Consider the following 13,632-nt stretch of genomic DNA (forward strand, 5'->3'; position numbering starts at 1 on the left):
GCAGCATCGCCACTCGGCACGACAAGGAGCAAGCGAGCATGAAGGCAAGTGCAGCCGAACTCGACGAAACGATCAGCATGCCGCATCCGGACCGTACACCGTCCGGCCTGCACGTGCCGGTGGTGGTCGGCCCTGACGAAACTCCAGCAGCGCGCAATGACGGTGGCGTCGGCCAACCCGGCCAGTTTCCGTTCACACGCGGCATCTTTCCGGACGGCTACCGGGGCCGTCTGTGGACGATGCGTCAGTACTCTGGCTTCGGCACGGCCGAGGAATCGAACGAACGGTACCGGTTTCTGCTGGACCAGGGGCAAACCGGTTTGTCGGTTGCACTCGATCTGCCGACCCAATGCGGACTCGATCCTGACGAACCGATGGCGCGCTCCGAGATCGGCAAGGTGGGCGTATCGCTGTCGAATCTGTCCGAGATGGAACTGCTGTTCAAGGGCATCGACCTTGGCAGGATCTCCACTTCGTTCACGATCAACGGCACGGCGGCGATGATCTACGCGATGTACGTGGCCTGCGCCGACAAGCATGGGGTGCCGCGCGACCGGCTCACCGGAACGATTCAGAACGACATCCTGAAAGAGTACGTAGCGCGCGGCACGTGGATTTTCCCCGTCAGACCGTCGATGCGCCTGATCGCCGATTCGATCCTGTACTCGAACGAAGTATCGCCGCGCTTCAACCCGATCTCGATTGCCGGCGCACATATGCGCGACGCCGGCTGCACGGCGGTCGAAGAAATGGCGTACACGCTCGCCAACGGCCTCGCTTACGTCGACACCGTGGTCGCGCGTGGCGGCGATGTCGCGAAGTTCGCGCGGCGTTTGAGCTTCTTCTTCTATGTCCACATGGACCTGTTCGAGGAAGTGGCGAAATTCCGCGCGGGGCGGCGCGTGTGGGCGCGTTTGATCAAGGAGCGCTATGGCGTCGATGACGAGAAGGCGCAGATGTTCCGCTTCGGCGTGGTGTGCGGCGGCTCGTCACTGACCTCGGCGCAGCCGTACAACAACGTGGTGCGCGTCGCGATCGAAACCTGCGCGGCGGTGATGGGCGGCGCGCAGTCCGTGTTCACCTGCGCGTATGACGAAGCGTTCCAGATCCCCACGGAGTTCTCCGCCGAACTGGCGCTGCGCACGCAGCAGATCATCGGTTATGAAAGCGGGATTGCGCGCACGGTCGATCCGTTAGGGGGCTCGTACTTCGTCGAGGATCTGACCGATCGCACCGAAACGCGGATCCGCGAACTGATGGCTGAGATCGATGCGTACGGCGGCGCGGTCAAAGCGATTGAAGACGGCTGGCTGCAATTGCGCATTGCACGCAGCGCTTTGCAACGCAAGCGCGACACCGACGGCGATGAACGACTGGTGGTCGGCCAGAACTGCTTTCGCCGCGAGAATCAGGCCGAGCAGCCGGGCGAGCTGTTTCATCTGAATCCGCAAGCGAGCGCGACGGTCGCCGAGCGCTTCCAGCGCGTGCGCGACACCCGCAACCAGGCGGAAGTACGCAAGTCGCTCGACGCGTTGGGCAGTGCCGCCGCGCACGATGAGGGCAATCTGATGCCGTATCTGGTCGACTGCTGTCACGCGTATGCAACGATCGGCGAAATGGTGGCGCGTCTGAAGGAACAGTGGGGCGAATTCGAGGAGCCGGTTCATCTATGACTAGTTCATCTCACGCGGTCCCTGATGCCGGCGCCGGGCTGGCTGTTCCAACTGTCGGCGCGCTGAAGGGCAAACGCATTCTGGTGGCGAAGCCAGGGCTTGACGGCCACGATATCGGCGCGAAGATCATCGCGCTTGCGTTTCGCGATGCCGGCGCGAGCGTCATTTACACGGGCTTGCGCAAGAGCCCGGAGTACATCGCGCGGATTGCCGTCGACGAAGACGTCGATGCAGTCGGTCTGTCGATTCTGTCCGGCAGCCATAACGAACTGGTCTCGCGCACCGTCGCGCTGCTCGCCGAACACGGCGCGGGCGAGATCCCGGTGTTCGTCGGCGGCACGATTCCAGCGGACGACCGCGCGGCGTTTCTCGCGGCGGGTATCCGCGGCGTCTTCACCAGCGATATGCCGCTCGACGACGTGATCAATGCCGTCGCAAGGGTGCTGGCATGAGAGCGCCTTTGAGCGCCGCGCATGGCGAAACAGCGACCGCGACGCCTGGCCCGCTGCACGGCATCCGCGTGATCGAGATCGGCCATATGCTGATGGGCCCGTATTGCGGAATGCTGCTTGCCGATCTCGGCGCGGAGGTCATCAAGATCGAGCCGGCCGAAGGCGATATTGGCCGCTCCATCAGTCCGCATGCGATCGGCCCGCACAACGCCTATTTCGCGAGCCTGAACCGCAACAAGCAGAGTGTCGTGCTCGATCTGGCGAGCGACGCAGGCAAGCAGGCGCTTGCCGCACTGGTACGCGACTCGCACGCGCTGCTGACCAATCTGCGGCCCTCGGCGATCCGCAAGCTCGGTCTGACATACGACCGCTTGCGTGTACATAACGACAAGCTCGTCTGTGTCGCGATGACCGGTTTTGGCCTCGACAGTCCGCACGCCGAACTACCCGCCTACGACTATGTGATCCAGGCGCTGACAGGCATGATGAATCTGACCGGCGACCCCGAAGGTCCTCCGACCAAAACCGGTTACTCGGCGGTCGACAACTCGACCGGCATCATGGGCGCGCTCGGCCTGCTGGCGAAGATCGTCGAAGGACGCGGCGGTCAGGTCGATGTCGCGATGTTCGACGTGATGGTGTCGCAATTGAATTACGTCGCGGGTGCAGTGTTGAACGGCAGCGAGAGGACGCGGCGTTATCCGTTGTCGTCTCACCCGTACATCGTGCCCGCGCAACTGTTCAGAACACGCGACGACTGGCTGATGCTGTTCATCACCCATGACAACTTCTGGCGGATTTTCGCGCAACGGGTGGGGCATCCCGAGTGGATCACACAACCCGGCTTCGCGACGATGGCGGAGCGGCGCCTGCAGCGTACGCAGGTGATCGATGCTTTATCCACGATGTTCGCGAATGAGACCACGCAATACTGGCTCGACCGGCTGGCATCGTCGGGCGTGGTGGTGTCGCGGCTCGAGTCGATCGAGGGAGCGCTTGCGAGCGCCCAGGTGCAGGCGCGCGAGATGGTCGTTTCGATCGACTCGGAAGCGGGGCCGTTGAAGGTGATCGGCAACCCCATCCGGATCGACGGCGTGCGCACGCGCTATGCGTTGCCGCCGCTGCTCGGCGAACACACCGCGCGCTGGTGCAGCGAGGTGCCGACTTGAGCACCGCCGACCACACCGCGACGGACCGGGACGCGACAGACGGGGCCAACCACCGCGTGTCAGTCGCCGCGCGCAGGACGCTGGCTCGCGATTTGTCGCGTATCGCAGGCGCCAGCGTGTCCGAGGCGTTGCGGCATCTGGACCAACATGCACCGGCGAGCGCGCGCCGGATCGGCTTTACCGGGCCGCCCGGCGCGGGCAAGAGCACGCTGATCGGCCGCCTCGCGAAAGCCCGTGCGCCGCGCGGCGAGTCGATGGCGATCATTGCAATCGATCCCAGCAGCCCGAAAACCTCGGGCGCGCTGCTCGGCGACCGCGTGCGGATGGACGCGCTCCTCGCCGATACCGACGTGTATATCCGTTCGCTGCCGAGCGGCTGGTCTGGCGACGGTCTGTCCGACAATCTCGCCGATATTCTTGCCACCGTCGAAGCGGAAGGCTTCGCGGAAATCCTGCTCGAAACGGTGGGTGTCGGTCAGGTCGAGAATGGCGCGCGAGCGCTGGTCGACACGCTGGTTCTGACCATGGGTCCGCAATCCGGCGACCAGGTGCAGGCGATGAAGGCCGGCGTGCTGGAAACCGCCGACATCGTCGTCATCAGCAAGGCCGACCTGCCGGGGGCCGAGCGGATGGCGCAGGACATTGGCAGCGTGCTCGAGCGCAATCGTTCAAATGGGCGACGTGTCGCCCCAGTTTTGCTGGTCGCGGCGAACCGGGCTGAGTCGGTCGAGGCGCTGTCGGGCGCGATCGATGCGCACACGCAGTGGCGCAGCGACCACGTCGACGCTGTGCGGGTCTCGCAGGACCGGGCGCTGTTTCATGCACGCAGTCTGCTGAACCGCCGGCTTGCCGAACTGATCGACACGCTGCCCGCCGATGCCCGTTCAGAACCCGTGGCGGCAATCTACGCACGTATTGTGGAGTTGCTGAAGCCAACCGGTTAAAGATAGAGCAGCAGGGATGCACCGGACAAACAATAACGTGAGATGGAAGGAGACCCGCATGAGACGGCTTTGCTCTCTGATCGCCGCGCTGCTGATGGCGCTCGCGTGCTCGCTGGCAGGCGCGCCGGCCGCTTTTGCAGACGATACGATCACGCTGAAAATGGCGCATCAATGGCCGGACGATCCGAACGACTACGTCGTGTCGGCCGGCAAGAAATTCGCGCAGGAAGTGATGCAGCGATCAGGCGGCAAGATACATATCGACATCTTTCCCGCCGAGTCGCTGGTGAAGGCGCTGAACATGCATACAGCGCTGCGCAGCGGCAGCGTCGACCTCGCCATCTATCCATATATCTACGCGGCCGGCGCGATCCCGCAAATGAATCTGATCCTGCTGCCCGGCCTGTGGAAAACACCCGACGATGTCTACCGCTTCCGTACATCCGCGCCGTGGCGCGAACTCGAGGCGAAGATGGAGGCTTACGGTTTCAAGACTTTGTGCTGGATCCAGATTTCTGGCGGCATGGCGTCCAAGTCGAAACCGATCAATGTGCCCGCCGATCTGGCCAGACAGAAAGTGCGGGGCGCCGGCAAGATGATGGAGGCGGCGTTGCAAAGCGCGGGCGCGAGCACGGTGTCGATGGCGTCGTCGGAAACCTATAGTGCAATGCAACTCGGTCTGCTCGATGGTCTGTGGACCTCGTCGGGCACGTTCGGCTCGTACCGGCTGTATGAGGTGGCGAAGTACTACAACTCGCCGGAACAGTACAGCATCTATTACACCATCGAGCCGATCGCCATCAGCATGAAGACGTGGAACCGCCTGACGCCCGCGCAGCAGAAGATCATGACCGACGTCGGCCAGAGCCTCGAACAAGGTGCATTCGAAGGCGCCAAAGCGGATGACCGGCGCGTTGCCCAACTGTTTGCGAGCCACGGAGTGCAGATCCACAAAATGACGCTCGACGAATGGACCCAGTGGCAGAAACTGTTCCAGCAGGTGAGTTTTCCGAAGTTCCGCACCGAGGTGCCTGACGGCGGCCGTCTGCTCGACGAAAGCACGGCGCTGTACAAGTAGAGGCGTGATATGCGCAAGCCACTCGATCGTTTCGCCGCGCTGCTCGACGCGTTTTGCCGGGGCATTGCGCTGTCGGTCGGCGTCGCGGTGCTCGTGATGGTCGCGGTGATCTCGTATGGCGTGCTTGCACGCGAAGCGCTGCATCTGTCCGACGTGTGGGTGACCGAGGTCACGACTTACCTGATGGCCTATATGACCTTTGTCGGAATGGCGGCGCTCGCGTGGCAGTCGCGGCACCTGAAGGTCGACGTGCTGAGTCATCATCTCGGCGAAGGCGGCAAGCGCGTGCTCGCATTCGTCTCGACACTGGTGATCGCCGTGGTTGCCATCGCCGTCGCGGTGCTCGCCGTACAGTTCTGGTGGGACGCGTACATCAGCGGCGAGCGTTCGTGGGGCATGTTCTCGCTGCCGCTGTGGATTCCGTATTCATGCCTCGCGGCCGGCGCGTTGCTGCTCGCGTTCGTGCAACTGGTCCGGTTTGCCATGACGGTGTTCACACGCGCTCAAGCGCTGCACGAGGTTCCGGTCGAGGACCTGGTGCTGGGGAGAGACAAGTGAATCAGCTTTTTATTGGCGCCGGCATGTTTGGCGGCCTGCTTGCGGTGCTGTCGCTGGGGGTGCCGATCGCATTCGCGCTGCTGTTCATCGCGTTGGGCTCGCTGTTTATCACCGGCGGCGGCTGGGATGCGCTCACGCTGATTCCGAGCACGTACTGGGGATCGGTCGCCACTTTCACGCTGACCTCGGTGCCGATGTTCATGTTCATGGGCGCCATCGTGTCGGCATCCGGGATGGGCGCGCGTCTCTATGGTGCTCTCGCGACGATTCTCGACGGTGTGCCTGGCGGCCTCGCGGTTGCGACCACGCTCGCGTGCGGCGTGATGGCGGCGGTGTCCGGTTCGAGCGTGGCGACGGCGGCGGCCATCGGCGGCTTCGCGGTGTCGGAGATGCGCAGGCATGGCGTGCCCTCGGGCCAGGCATGCGGATCCGTGGCCGCCGGCGGCACACTCGGCATTCTGTTGCCGCCGAGCATTCCGTTGATCGTCTATAGCGTGATCGCCGAGCAGTCCATCGGCCGTCTGTTCGTCGCGACGCTGGTGCCGGGCGCGATCATGGCGGCGTCGTTCGCGGTTTTCCAGATGGCGCTCGCATTGCGGCGGCGTACCTGGCGCGAGCGCCGTACCGCGCCACTCGCGCCGCTGAAGGCGCGCATCGTCGCGCTGAAGGACGTGGGGCCGTTCGCGTTGCTGATCCTGATCATTCTCGGTTCGCTGTATCGCGGGCTGGCGACGCCGCAAGAAGCGGCTTCGCTCGGCATCGTCGCAAGTCTGATCCTCGCGGGCGTGGTCTATCGTGAACTGAACTGGCACAAGCTGAAGGAGATATTGATCAACGCGGCCCAGAGCAGCGTGATGATCCTCGCAGTGATTTCGGCGGCGATCGTGTTCGGCTATGTGATGACGACGAGCCAGGTGGCGGCGTCGTTGACGCAAACCGTCGCTGGCGCGCATGTGCAACCGTGGGTGCTGTTCATCAGCATCAATCTGCTGCTGATCTTTCTGGGCTGCTTCATGGAGACGATCGCGATCATCGTCGTCACCATGCCGGTACTGGTGCCGGTCGTGCAGGCCTATCACTGGAACCTGATCTGGTTCGGCGTAGTGGTCGTGATCAATATGGAAATGGCGCTGATTCACCCGCCCGTCGGATTGAATCTCTTCGTCGTGCAGAGCGTGGCGCCCGACGTGCCGTTGCGTCGCATCGTGCTCGGCACGCTGCCTTATGTGTTCATCATGGCGGCGGTGCTGGCGATCATCGGCATCTTCCCGGGGCTGACAACCTGGCTCGGCGGTCCCGCCTAGCCCGGACAGGTGCGAGATGAACGACTTCATGCCGCCCGGCCTAAGCATTGCCACGCGGATACGGCGCGTCGTGTTCCGCCACGTCCAGTTGCGCGTACGAGTCCGCCGCGCCGCTCAATTGCCACGGATGTCCGCCTGCGGCAATCGCGCGAATCGCGGTTTCGTCGCGCTCCATGCGCTGGACGGCCGCATCGATCACTCTGGCCGCATCGCCCTTCGGGACGACCACGACGCCGTCGCCGTCCGCGAGCACCAGGTCGCCGGGATGCACCAGCACGCCGTCGCAACTGACCGGCGTGTTGACCATGCCATGTCCGGATTTGCCGGGACGTGCGGGCGAAATCAGCGTCGACCAGACCGGAAAGCGCATCCTCTCCAGCGTGTTGGTATCGCGTATGCAGCCTTGCACGATCACCCCTGCCAGGCCTTTTTCGACGGCGTAATGCGCGGCGACGTCGCCCCATTGCGCACCCGAGCTCTCTGCATGAGTGACCACGACCAGCACGTCGCCGCGCTGCGCGAGATAGAGTGCGCGGTGCATCATCAGATTGTCGCCGGGCGCGCTCATCGCAGTGATGGCGGGGCCGGCAATCGTCAGGCCCCGGTTCAGCGCGCGCATGCGCGAAGTCATCAGACCGGCGCGCGCATTCGGTCCCATGGCCTCGTGGACATCGGCGACACTCAGTCGTGCCGCGCGGTCACAGATGGCGGGGTCCACCCGGTCAACCTGCAGGAATACGCTGGAAATGGCCATTACGTTCTCCGTCGATATGCGCTCCGATATTGAAGCGGCCCGACGCAGCGGACAAGCGCGCGGCGCAGCGCCGTTTTGCAATGTGAACCGTTGTCCGGCCCCGGTTTGGCCGCGGTTCAGACGCAGGGCGATACGCACCGTTTGCGGGAATTCCCTGGCGGCGATGCCGCGGGCCGCGCGCTAGTATCGGCTGCGCGCGAGCGGTGCATCGCAACGCCTGTGCAGTCGCAACTGCGAGGGGCATTGCCAAAAGTTCGAGGAATAGCAATGAGGCTCGATACCTGTGAAGCCGACGGCGAGATCGCTTCGACATCGATGGCGGCCCACAGCTACGCGCCGCTCGCCGATTCGTCTGGCGCGTTACGCGAGGCTCAAACGCAGTTCGACGCCAATCATCCCTCGCTGTATTCACCGCAGGACCCGCCGCTGCGCTCGGGAACCCAAAGTCTCGAACGCGCGATCAGCCTGCTGCGGGAACTGGCCGCCCGTCATCGCACCGGCTGGCGACTGGGCGATCTCGCCGCGCGTTGCGGCATCGACAAGGGTTCGGCGCACCGGCTGCTGGCCTGCCTGATCCGTGAGCGGCTGGTGCAGCAAAGGGCGGAAGACCGCCGCTATCTGCCCGGCCCGCTTCTGTGGGAGCTTGGCCTTTCGGTGCCGGGCCATATCAACTCCGACGACGCCTGCCGCGAACGTCTCGCCGCGCTGGCGCGCCGCTTCGGCGGCCTTGCGTTCCTGATGGTGCGTAGTGGTTCGGAATACGTCTGCGCGATGCGTGCCGGCGATTCGGATCTCCGCGCCGTCTCGGTGGAGGTGGGCACGCGCCGTCCGTTGATCACGTCGGCCGGGGGCGTGTCGATCCTGCTCGCACTGCCAGAGCCGGAGGCAGTTGCGATCCGCGCGAACAACATCCAGCAGGAAATCTCACGCTGCGGCGACGTGCGTCTGAAGGCGCTGGAGCAGATGTATCGACGCTCGCAAGCCTACGGCTTCGGGGTGAACCTGGGCGACGTGGTGCCGGGCATTCATGCGGTCGCGGTGCCGGTTTTCGGGCGGCCCGGCAAGCCGATGGCGGCCGTCTGTCTGATGAGCTGGCCGGAAGCGCTGCCGGAATCGCGCGTGGACCAAGCTTGCGAAGCGTTGATGGCCGAAGCGCCTCGGGCGGTGGTCTTCTGCGCGGACGCGAGCCACGCCTGAGCGCGTGGGCTATCCGCCCCTCGTCGCGTCAGCCGGGTTGCCTTTTCAAATGGCTTTCCCGGCATGCGTTCGCCCGTCCGGTTCCCCATCGTCTCCGTGAATGTTCCCTCCAAACCCGATCATTTGCACTTCTGGCCGTTGCCGGTGCGCGAGATCCCGTGCGCGCGCCAGTGCCGCAATGCACAAAGTTTCACACTGCAAAACGCAGCGGCATTGATCGATTGCCGATCGCTTAGGGCGCCCACACAATAAATCGGAGCGCTATCCAACAGGGACGAGCATGAACATCGAGAAGGCCGTGAACTTCGATGACCTGCGGACACAGGCCAAAAGAAAGCTGCCGAGAATCGCTTTCGATTTCATCGAGGGCGGCGCGGACGACGAGTTCTGCCTCGCCAGAAATCGCGATGCGTTCCGCCGCTTCCGGCTCCTGCCGCGCTATCTGGTCGATGTGACCACACGCGATCAATCCTGCACGTTGCTGGGCCGCACCTATAGCAGCCCGTTCGGCATTTCGCCAACCGGCCTGGCCGGCCTGTTTCGGCCGCACGCCGATCTGATGCTGGCTGCCGAAGCGGCCGCTGCGAACATTCCGTATCTGATGTCCAGCGCGAGCACGGACTCAATCGAGGAAGCCGCGCAGATCGCCCCGCATAACACGTGGTTCCAGATTTACGGCACGCGCAACGAAACGATCAACGACGACCTGGTGCGCCGCGCCCGCGACGCGGCGCTGGAAACCCTGGTGCTGTCGATCGACATACCGGTCAATTCGAACCGTGAACGCAACCGCCGCAATGGTTTTACGCGGCCGCTCAAGATGACCCCTGCGATCGTGTTCGAAGCAATGGGGCATCCGGTCTGGGTGATCCGTTACCTGCGAAGCGGCGGCATGCCGATGATGAAAAACTGGGCGAATTACGCGCCACCCGGTGCGCGCGCCGGCGATGTCGCTGACCTGTACGGCACGCTGACGCCAGCACCGGCGATGACCTGGCGCTCGCTCGATCGCATCCGCAGCCTGTGGCCGGGCAAGCTCGTGGTGAAAGGCATCCTGCATCCCCAGGACGCGGTGATGGCGATGCACGCCGGCGTCGATGGGATCATCGTGTCGAATCATGGTGGGCGGCAACTCGATAGCGCACCGTCGCCTGTCGAGATGTTGCCGTCGATCCGTGCGGCAGTCGGCGAGCGGGTCGAACTGATGCTCGACAGCGGCGTGCGGCGCGGCTCGGACATCGTCACCGCAATCTGCCTCGGCGCGCGCGCCGTGACGTTCGGCCGGCCGACTCTGTATGGTGCGGCAGCCGGTGGCCGGGCCGGTGTGAAGAAGGCGATCGACATCATGCGGCGTGAAGTCGACACGGTGATGGCGCAGATCGGCTGCACCAGCTTGAGTCAACTGGGCGTCGCCAACCTGTATCGCGAGCGACCCCTCGAGTATCCGTCGGACGATGCGCTCGCCCGGCTCGTGCGCGACACGGTGCCGGACCTCGACTAGAGAGAAGGCTGCGCTCACAGCCCGTATGTACCCAATAAAAACAGGAGACACAGCAATGAAACATCGAACGCGGCTTGGCATGGCGGCGCGATGGCTTGGCTGGGCGATTGTGGGGGTATCGACGTGCATCGCCTTGCAGGCCTACGCCGCCACGACGTGGCGTGCCTATACCTACAACGCTGCCGCTACGGTCACGGCCGTGAAGGGGCTCAACGCGCTATTCGACCAGATTCGCAACAGCACCGGCAATGAATTGGCGATCCGTCTCAACCTGGGCGGCACGCTTGCGATCAGCGCGACGAACATCACCGAGGCCGTCGCGGGCAACGTGGTGCAGATGGGCGACGACGCGTTCTTTGTCGGCAGTGTGCCGGTAGGCGGCACGGTGCGACTGCCTCTGCTGATCAAGGACCGGCCCGCCTTCGATCGCGCCTGGGCTGCCGAGGAACCGTTCCTGAAGGCCGCGTACGAAAAGAAGGGCATCGTGCTGCTCGGGCACTACACGTTTCCGCTCAACGTGATCTGGTCGCGCAAGAAGCTGACGACTCTCTCCGACATCGCGGGGCAGAAGATCCGCGTGATCTCGCCGGAGCAGGCGGAGTTCATCAAACGGCTTGGCGGGATTCCCGTGACCCTCGGCACATCTGAGGTTGCAGCGGCGCTCGACCGCGGCGTGATAGACGGCGTGACCACCGCCAGTTCCGGCTATGGGTACATCTGGCGCGACATGCTGAAGTATCGCTACAACCTGAACGTGAGCTTCATCGACTCGCTGATTCTCGCGAACCGTCAGGCGTGGCTCGCGTTGACTGCGCAGCAGCAGGCCGCAGTACAACGCGATATCGACGCGGCAACTACCCATATTTCCGACGCAATGGCCGTGGAAGAGGACTCGCTAACCAGTCAACTCGCGGCCAAAGGCATCGTCGTCACGACGCCGAGCGCGGCAGAGGTGGCGCAGGCTACCCAGCTGATCTCGCCGTACTGGGACACCTGGGCCAAAGCGCGCGGCGACTCCGCGGAACAGGCGCTGACGAAGGTGCGCGCGGCGATTGGGAGGTAAGCACATGAAAGCCAGCCTTGCACCGACTACGGTCGCCGAAATTCCCGAAGTCGCCAGCAATACGCTCTCCGCGCCGTCGCTGGAAAGCTGGCTCGACCGGGTCTGCCGATGCGTATCGCAACTCGTGGTGGTCGGATTGATCGTGATGATCGCGGCGGAAGTATTCGTGCGCAGTGTGTTCGGCTGGTCGTTGCAGGTCACCGACGAACTGGGCGGCTACGCGTTGATCGTCATCGCGTTCGTCAGTCTGCCCAGTTGTCAGGCGCAGGGCGCATTTCATCACGTTCACTTTCTCGACGCGAGACTCGGGCGGTTGCCGCAGGCCTGCTTGCGCTGCTTCTTCAGCGTCGTCAGTTTCGGTGCGATCGCCGTGCTGTGCTGGCAATTCGCGCTGTTCACGTTGACGTCCTGGCGTTCGGGCGACGTCGCCGCCACGACGTTGCTCACGCCGTTGTGGATTCCGCGCGCTGTGATGTGCGTCGGCACGGCTTGCCTGTGCGTGTCGCTGCTGCGCACGATCTTTCATGACTGGCAGCGGATTGCCGGGTTGATTTCATCGCGTGGCAGGAGGGGATGATGGCGCATCTTCAGATCGCAATCACATTCGTATTGTTTCTCGGCCTGCTGGGCGCGGGCATGGCGGTGCCGTTTGCCATTCTCGTGCCGGCGCTCGTGTATCTGTTCATGCAGGGCGGCGTCGCGGCGTTCAGCGGCATTGGACTGACGAGCTGGGGCAGCATGGATAGCTACACGCTGACCGCCATACCGCTTTTCATTCTGATGGCGGAGTGTATCCAGGCGAGCGGCCTGGGCTTCCGGGTCTATGGCGGTCTTGCGCGCCTGTTCCGGCGCATGCCGGGTGGTCTGATCCAGACCAATATCATCGGCTGTGCGCTGTTTGCGGCGGTGAGCGGGTCAAGCATCGCAACCGCCGCCGCCGTAGGCAACGTGGCGCTGCCGCAGCTCGGCGCGCGCAATTACGATCGCAAGCTGTCCACCGGTTCGCTCGCTGCCGGCGGCACGCTCGGCATCCTGTTTCCTCCTAGCATCGCGTTGATCGTATATGGCACGTTCACCGAGACGTCGGTGGCGAAGCTGTTCATGGCCGGCGTGGCGCCGGGCGTTCTGCTGACGTTGATGTTCATGCTGTATGTCGGCATCAGGACCATGGTGCGTCCCGATCTGGTCGAGCAACAGGAGAGGGGTTCGCAACGTATTGCATGGGTCGTGCGCGCGTTGTGCGATGTATTGCCTCTCGGCATTCTGATCGGCGGCGTGCTGGGTGCGATCTACGCTGGAATCGCGACCCCGACCGAGGCTGCCGCAGTCGGCTGCATAGCGGCAGTGGTGATCTGCCGCCTGTTTGCGACCTTCACGCTGCATACTTTTTTCGCATCGCTGAAGCGCTCGACGCTGATTGTGGGCAACATTATTTTCATCACTTACTCGGCATTCATTTTCTCGTACGCAATGAGCTATGCCGGCGTCGGCGAAGAGATCACGTCTTTTATCGTCGGCCTTCATCTGACGAAGCCGGAGTTCTTTCTGGCGCTTCTGATTCTCTATACGGCGCTCGGCGCGCTGATCGAAAGTCTCGGGATGATCGTCATTACCGTGCCGCTGCTCGCACCCGTGTTGAGCGGATATGGCATCGACCCGATCTGGTTCGGCATCGTCGTGGTGATGTTCATTGAAATGGGACAGATCACGCCGCCTATCGGCATCAATCTGTTCGTGATCCAGAGCATCTCGAAGGGATCGATCACCGAAGTCGTGCAAGGCACGATTCCGTTTCATCTGATCATGTTCATCCTGCTTGCGTTGTTGATGATGTTTCCGCAGATTGCGCTCTGGTTGCCCACCCGGATGATCGGTTAAATCTCGCGAAATGCTGGCGCGCTTCAGGGGCTGCTCTGCTTTTTCCCGCATTCAATGTGAT

The 13,632-nt window shown here is 63.4% G+C and carries 13 protein-coding genes; 12 read left to right on the forward strand and 1 reads right to left on the reverse strand.

What is annotated here, in order from left to right:
* Nucleotides 1-38: 38 nt before the first annotated feature.
* From CIC12_RS17555 to CIC12_RS17585, 7 genes are read left to right on the forward strand one after another with little or no spacing between them, the layout of a single operon-like run.
* A complete protein-coding gene (locus CIC12_RS17555) occupies nucleotides 39-1,673 on the forward strand; it encodes an acyl-CoA mutase large subunit family protein (protein WP_168665359.1) in 1,635 nt (544 codons plus the stop codon).
* Nucleotides 1,670-2,125, forward strand: coding sequence for a cobalamin B12-binding domain-containing protein (locus CIC12_RS17560; RefSeq protein WP_202984874.1), 456 nt, complete (start codon nucleotides 1,670-1,672; stop codon nucleotides 2,123-2,125). The genes CIC12_RS17555 and CIC12_RS17560 overlap by 4 nt, the downstream gene beginning before the upstream one ends.
* Nucleotides 2,122-3,294, forward strand: a complete 1,173-nt coding sequence (locus CIC12_RS17565; protein ID WP_168665361.1) for a CaiB/BaiF CoA transferase family protein — start codon at nucleotides 2,122-2,124, stop codon at nucleotides 3,292-3,294. Before CIC12_RS17560 ends, CIC12_RS17565 begins: the two co-directional genes overlap by 4 nt.
* Nucleotides 3,291-4,238, forward strand: coding sequence for a GTP-binding protein (locus tag CIC12_RS17570; protein WP_168665363.1), 948 nt, complete (start codon nucleotides 3,291-3,293; stop codon nucleotides 4,236-4,238). Before CIC12_RS17565 ends, CIC12_RS17570 begins: the two co-directional genes overlap by 4 nt.
* Before the next feature lie 58 nt (nucleotides 4,239-4,296).
* Nucleotides 4,297-5,316 (forward strand): TRAP transporter substrate-binding protein DctP, encoded by a 1,020-nt coding sequence (gene dctP, locus CIC12_RS17575; RefSeq protein ID WP_168665365.1) that lies wholly within the window; start codon nucleotides 4,297-4,299, stop codon nucleotides 5,314-5,316.
* A gap of 9 nt (nucleotides 5,317-5,325) precedes the next feature.
* On the forward strand, nucleotides 5,326-5,874 hold the full coding sequence (locus CIC12_RS17580) for a TRAP transporter small permease (protein WP_168665367.1): 549 nt from the start codon (nucleotides 5,326-5,328) through the stop codon (nucleotides 5,872-5,874).
* Nucleotides 5,871-7,178 carry a TRAP transporter large permease subunit gene (locus CIC12_RS17585; RefSeq protein WP_168665369.1) on the forward strand — a complete coding sequence of 436 codons (1,308 nt, stop codon included), beginning with the start codon at nucleotides 5,871-5,873 and terminating at the stop codon, nucleotides 7,176-7,178. Before CIC12_RS17580 ends, CIC12_RS17585 begins: the two co-directional genes overlap by 4 nt.
* Before the next feature lie 40 nt (nucleotides 7,179-7,218).
* Here the strand turns inward: CIC12_RS17585 and CIC12_RS17590 are convergent, their stop codons facing one another.
* The gene (locus tag CIC12_RS17590) at nucleotides 7,219-7,932 is read right to left on the reverse strand and encodes a 4-carboxy-4-hydroxy-2-oxoadipate aldolase/oxaloacetate decarboxylase (protein WP_168665371.1); all 714 of its coding nucleotides are present in this window, start codon (nucleotides 7,930-7,932) and stop codon (nucleotides 7,219-7,221) included.
* Nucleotides 7,933-8,199: 267 nt separating this feature from the next.
* On the opposite strand from CIC12_RS17590, the gene CIC12_RS17595 reads away from it, so the two are divergent.
* The 5 genes from CIC12_RS17595 to CIC12_RS17615 all read left to right on the forward strand — a co-directional run bounded on the left by CIC12_RS17595 (nucleotide 8,200) and on the right by CIC12_RS17615 (nucleotide 13,571).
* Complete coding sequence (locus CIC12_RS17595) at nucleotides 8,200-9,129, forward strand: IclR family transcriptional regulator (protein ID WP_168665373.1); 930 nt, start codon at nucleotides 8,200-8,202, stop codon at nucleotides 9,127-9,129.
* Between the two features lie 280 nt (nucleotides 9,130-9,409).
* The gene (locus CIC12_RS17600; RefSeq protein ID WP_168665375.1) at nucleotides 9,410-10,630 is read left to right on the forward strand and encodes an alpha-hydroxy acid oxidase; all 1,221 of its coding nucleotides are present in this window, start codon (nucleotides 9,410-9,412) and stop codon (nucleotides 10,628-10,630) included.
* A 55-nt stretch (nucleotides 10,631-10,685) separates the two neighbouring features.
* Nucleotides 10,686-11,693, forward strand: a complete 1,008-nt coding sequence (dctP, locus tag CIC12_RS17605; RefSeq protein ID WP_168665377.1) for a TRAP transporter substrate-binding protein DctP — start codon at nucleotides 10,686-10,688, stop codon at nucleotides 11,691-11,693.
* Between the two features lie 4 nt (nucleotides 11,694-11,697).
* The gene (locus CIC12_RS17610; RefSeq protein ID WP_168665379.1) at nucleotides 11,698-12,270 is read left to right on the forward strand and encodes a TRAP transporter small permease subunit; all 573 of its coding nucleotides are present in this window, start codon (nucleotides 11,698-11,700) and stop codon (nucleotides 12,268-12,270) included.
* The gene (locus CIC12_RS17615) at nucleotides 12,267-13,571 is read left to right on the forward strand and encodes a TRAP transporter large permease (protein ID WP_168665381.1); all 1,305 of its coding nucleotides are present in this window, start codon (nucleotides 12,267-12,269) and stop codon (nucleotides 13,569-13,571) included. The genes CIC12_RS17610 and CIC12_RS17615 overlap by 4 nt, the downstream gene beginning before the upstream one ends.
* Nucleotides 13,572-13,632: the final 61 nt, after the last annotated feature.

This window comes from Paraburkholderia sp. SG-MS1, assembly GCF_012275575.1.
In the GTDB taxonomy this organism is placed as follows: Bacteria; Pseudomonadota; Gammaproteobacteria; order Burkholderiales; family Burkholderiaceae; genus Paraburkholderia.

Bases quoted from the DNA above. Each gene is read 5' to 3' on its own strand.
- CIC12_RS17555 (WP_168665359.1), top strand. From the start codon at position 39: ATGAAGGCAAGTGCAGCCGAACTCGACGAAACGATCAGCATGCCGCAT.
- CIC12_RS17560 (WP_202984874.1), top strand. From the start codon at position 1,670: ATGACTAGTTCATCTCACGCGGTCCCTGATGCCGGCGCCGGGCTGGCT.
- CIC12_RS17565 (WP_168665361.1), top strand. From the start codon at position 2,122: ATGAGAGCGCCTTTGAGCGCCGCGCATGGCGAAACAGCGACCGCGACG.
- dctP (WP_168665365.1), top strand. From the start codon at position 4,297: ATGAGACGGCTTTGCTCTCTGATCGCCGCGCTGCTGATGGCGCTCGCG.
- CIC12_RS17580 (WP_168665367.1), top strand. From the start codon at position 5,326: ATGCGCAAGCCACTCGATCGTTTCGCCGCGCTGCTCGACGCGTTTTGC.
- CIC12_RS17590 (WP_168665371.1), bottom strand. From the start codon at position 7,932: ATGGCCATTTCCAGCGTATTCCTGCAGGTTGACCGGGTGGACCCCGCC.
- CIC12_RS17595 (WP_168665373.1), top strand. From the start codon at position 8,200: ATGAGGCTCGATACCTGTGAAGCCGACGGCGAGATCGCTTCGACATCG.
- CIC12_RS17600 (WP_168665375.1), top strand. From the start codon at position 9,410: ATGAACATCGAGAAGGCCGTGAACTTCGATGACCTGCGGACACAGGCC.
- dctP (WP_168665377.1), top strand. From the start codon at position 10,686: ATGAAACATCGAACGCGGCTTGGCATGGCGGCGCGATGGCTTGGCTGG.
- CIC12_RS17610 (WP_168665379.1), top strand. From the start codon at position 11,698: ATGAAAGCCAGCCTTGCACCGACTACGGTCGCCGAAATTCCCGAAGTC.
- CIC12_RS17615 (WP_168665381.1), top strand. From the start codon at position 12,267: ATGATGGCGCATCTTCAGATCGCAATCACATTCGTATTGTTTCTCGGC.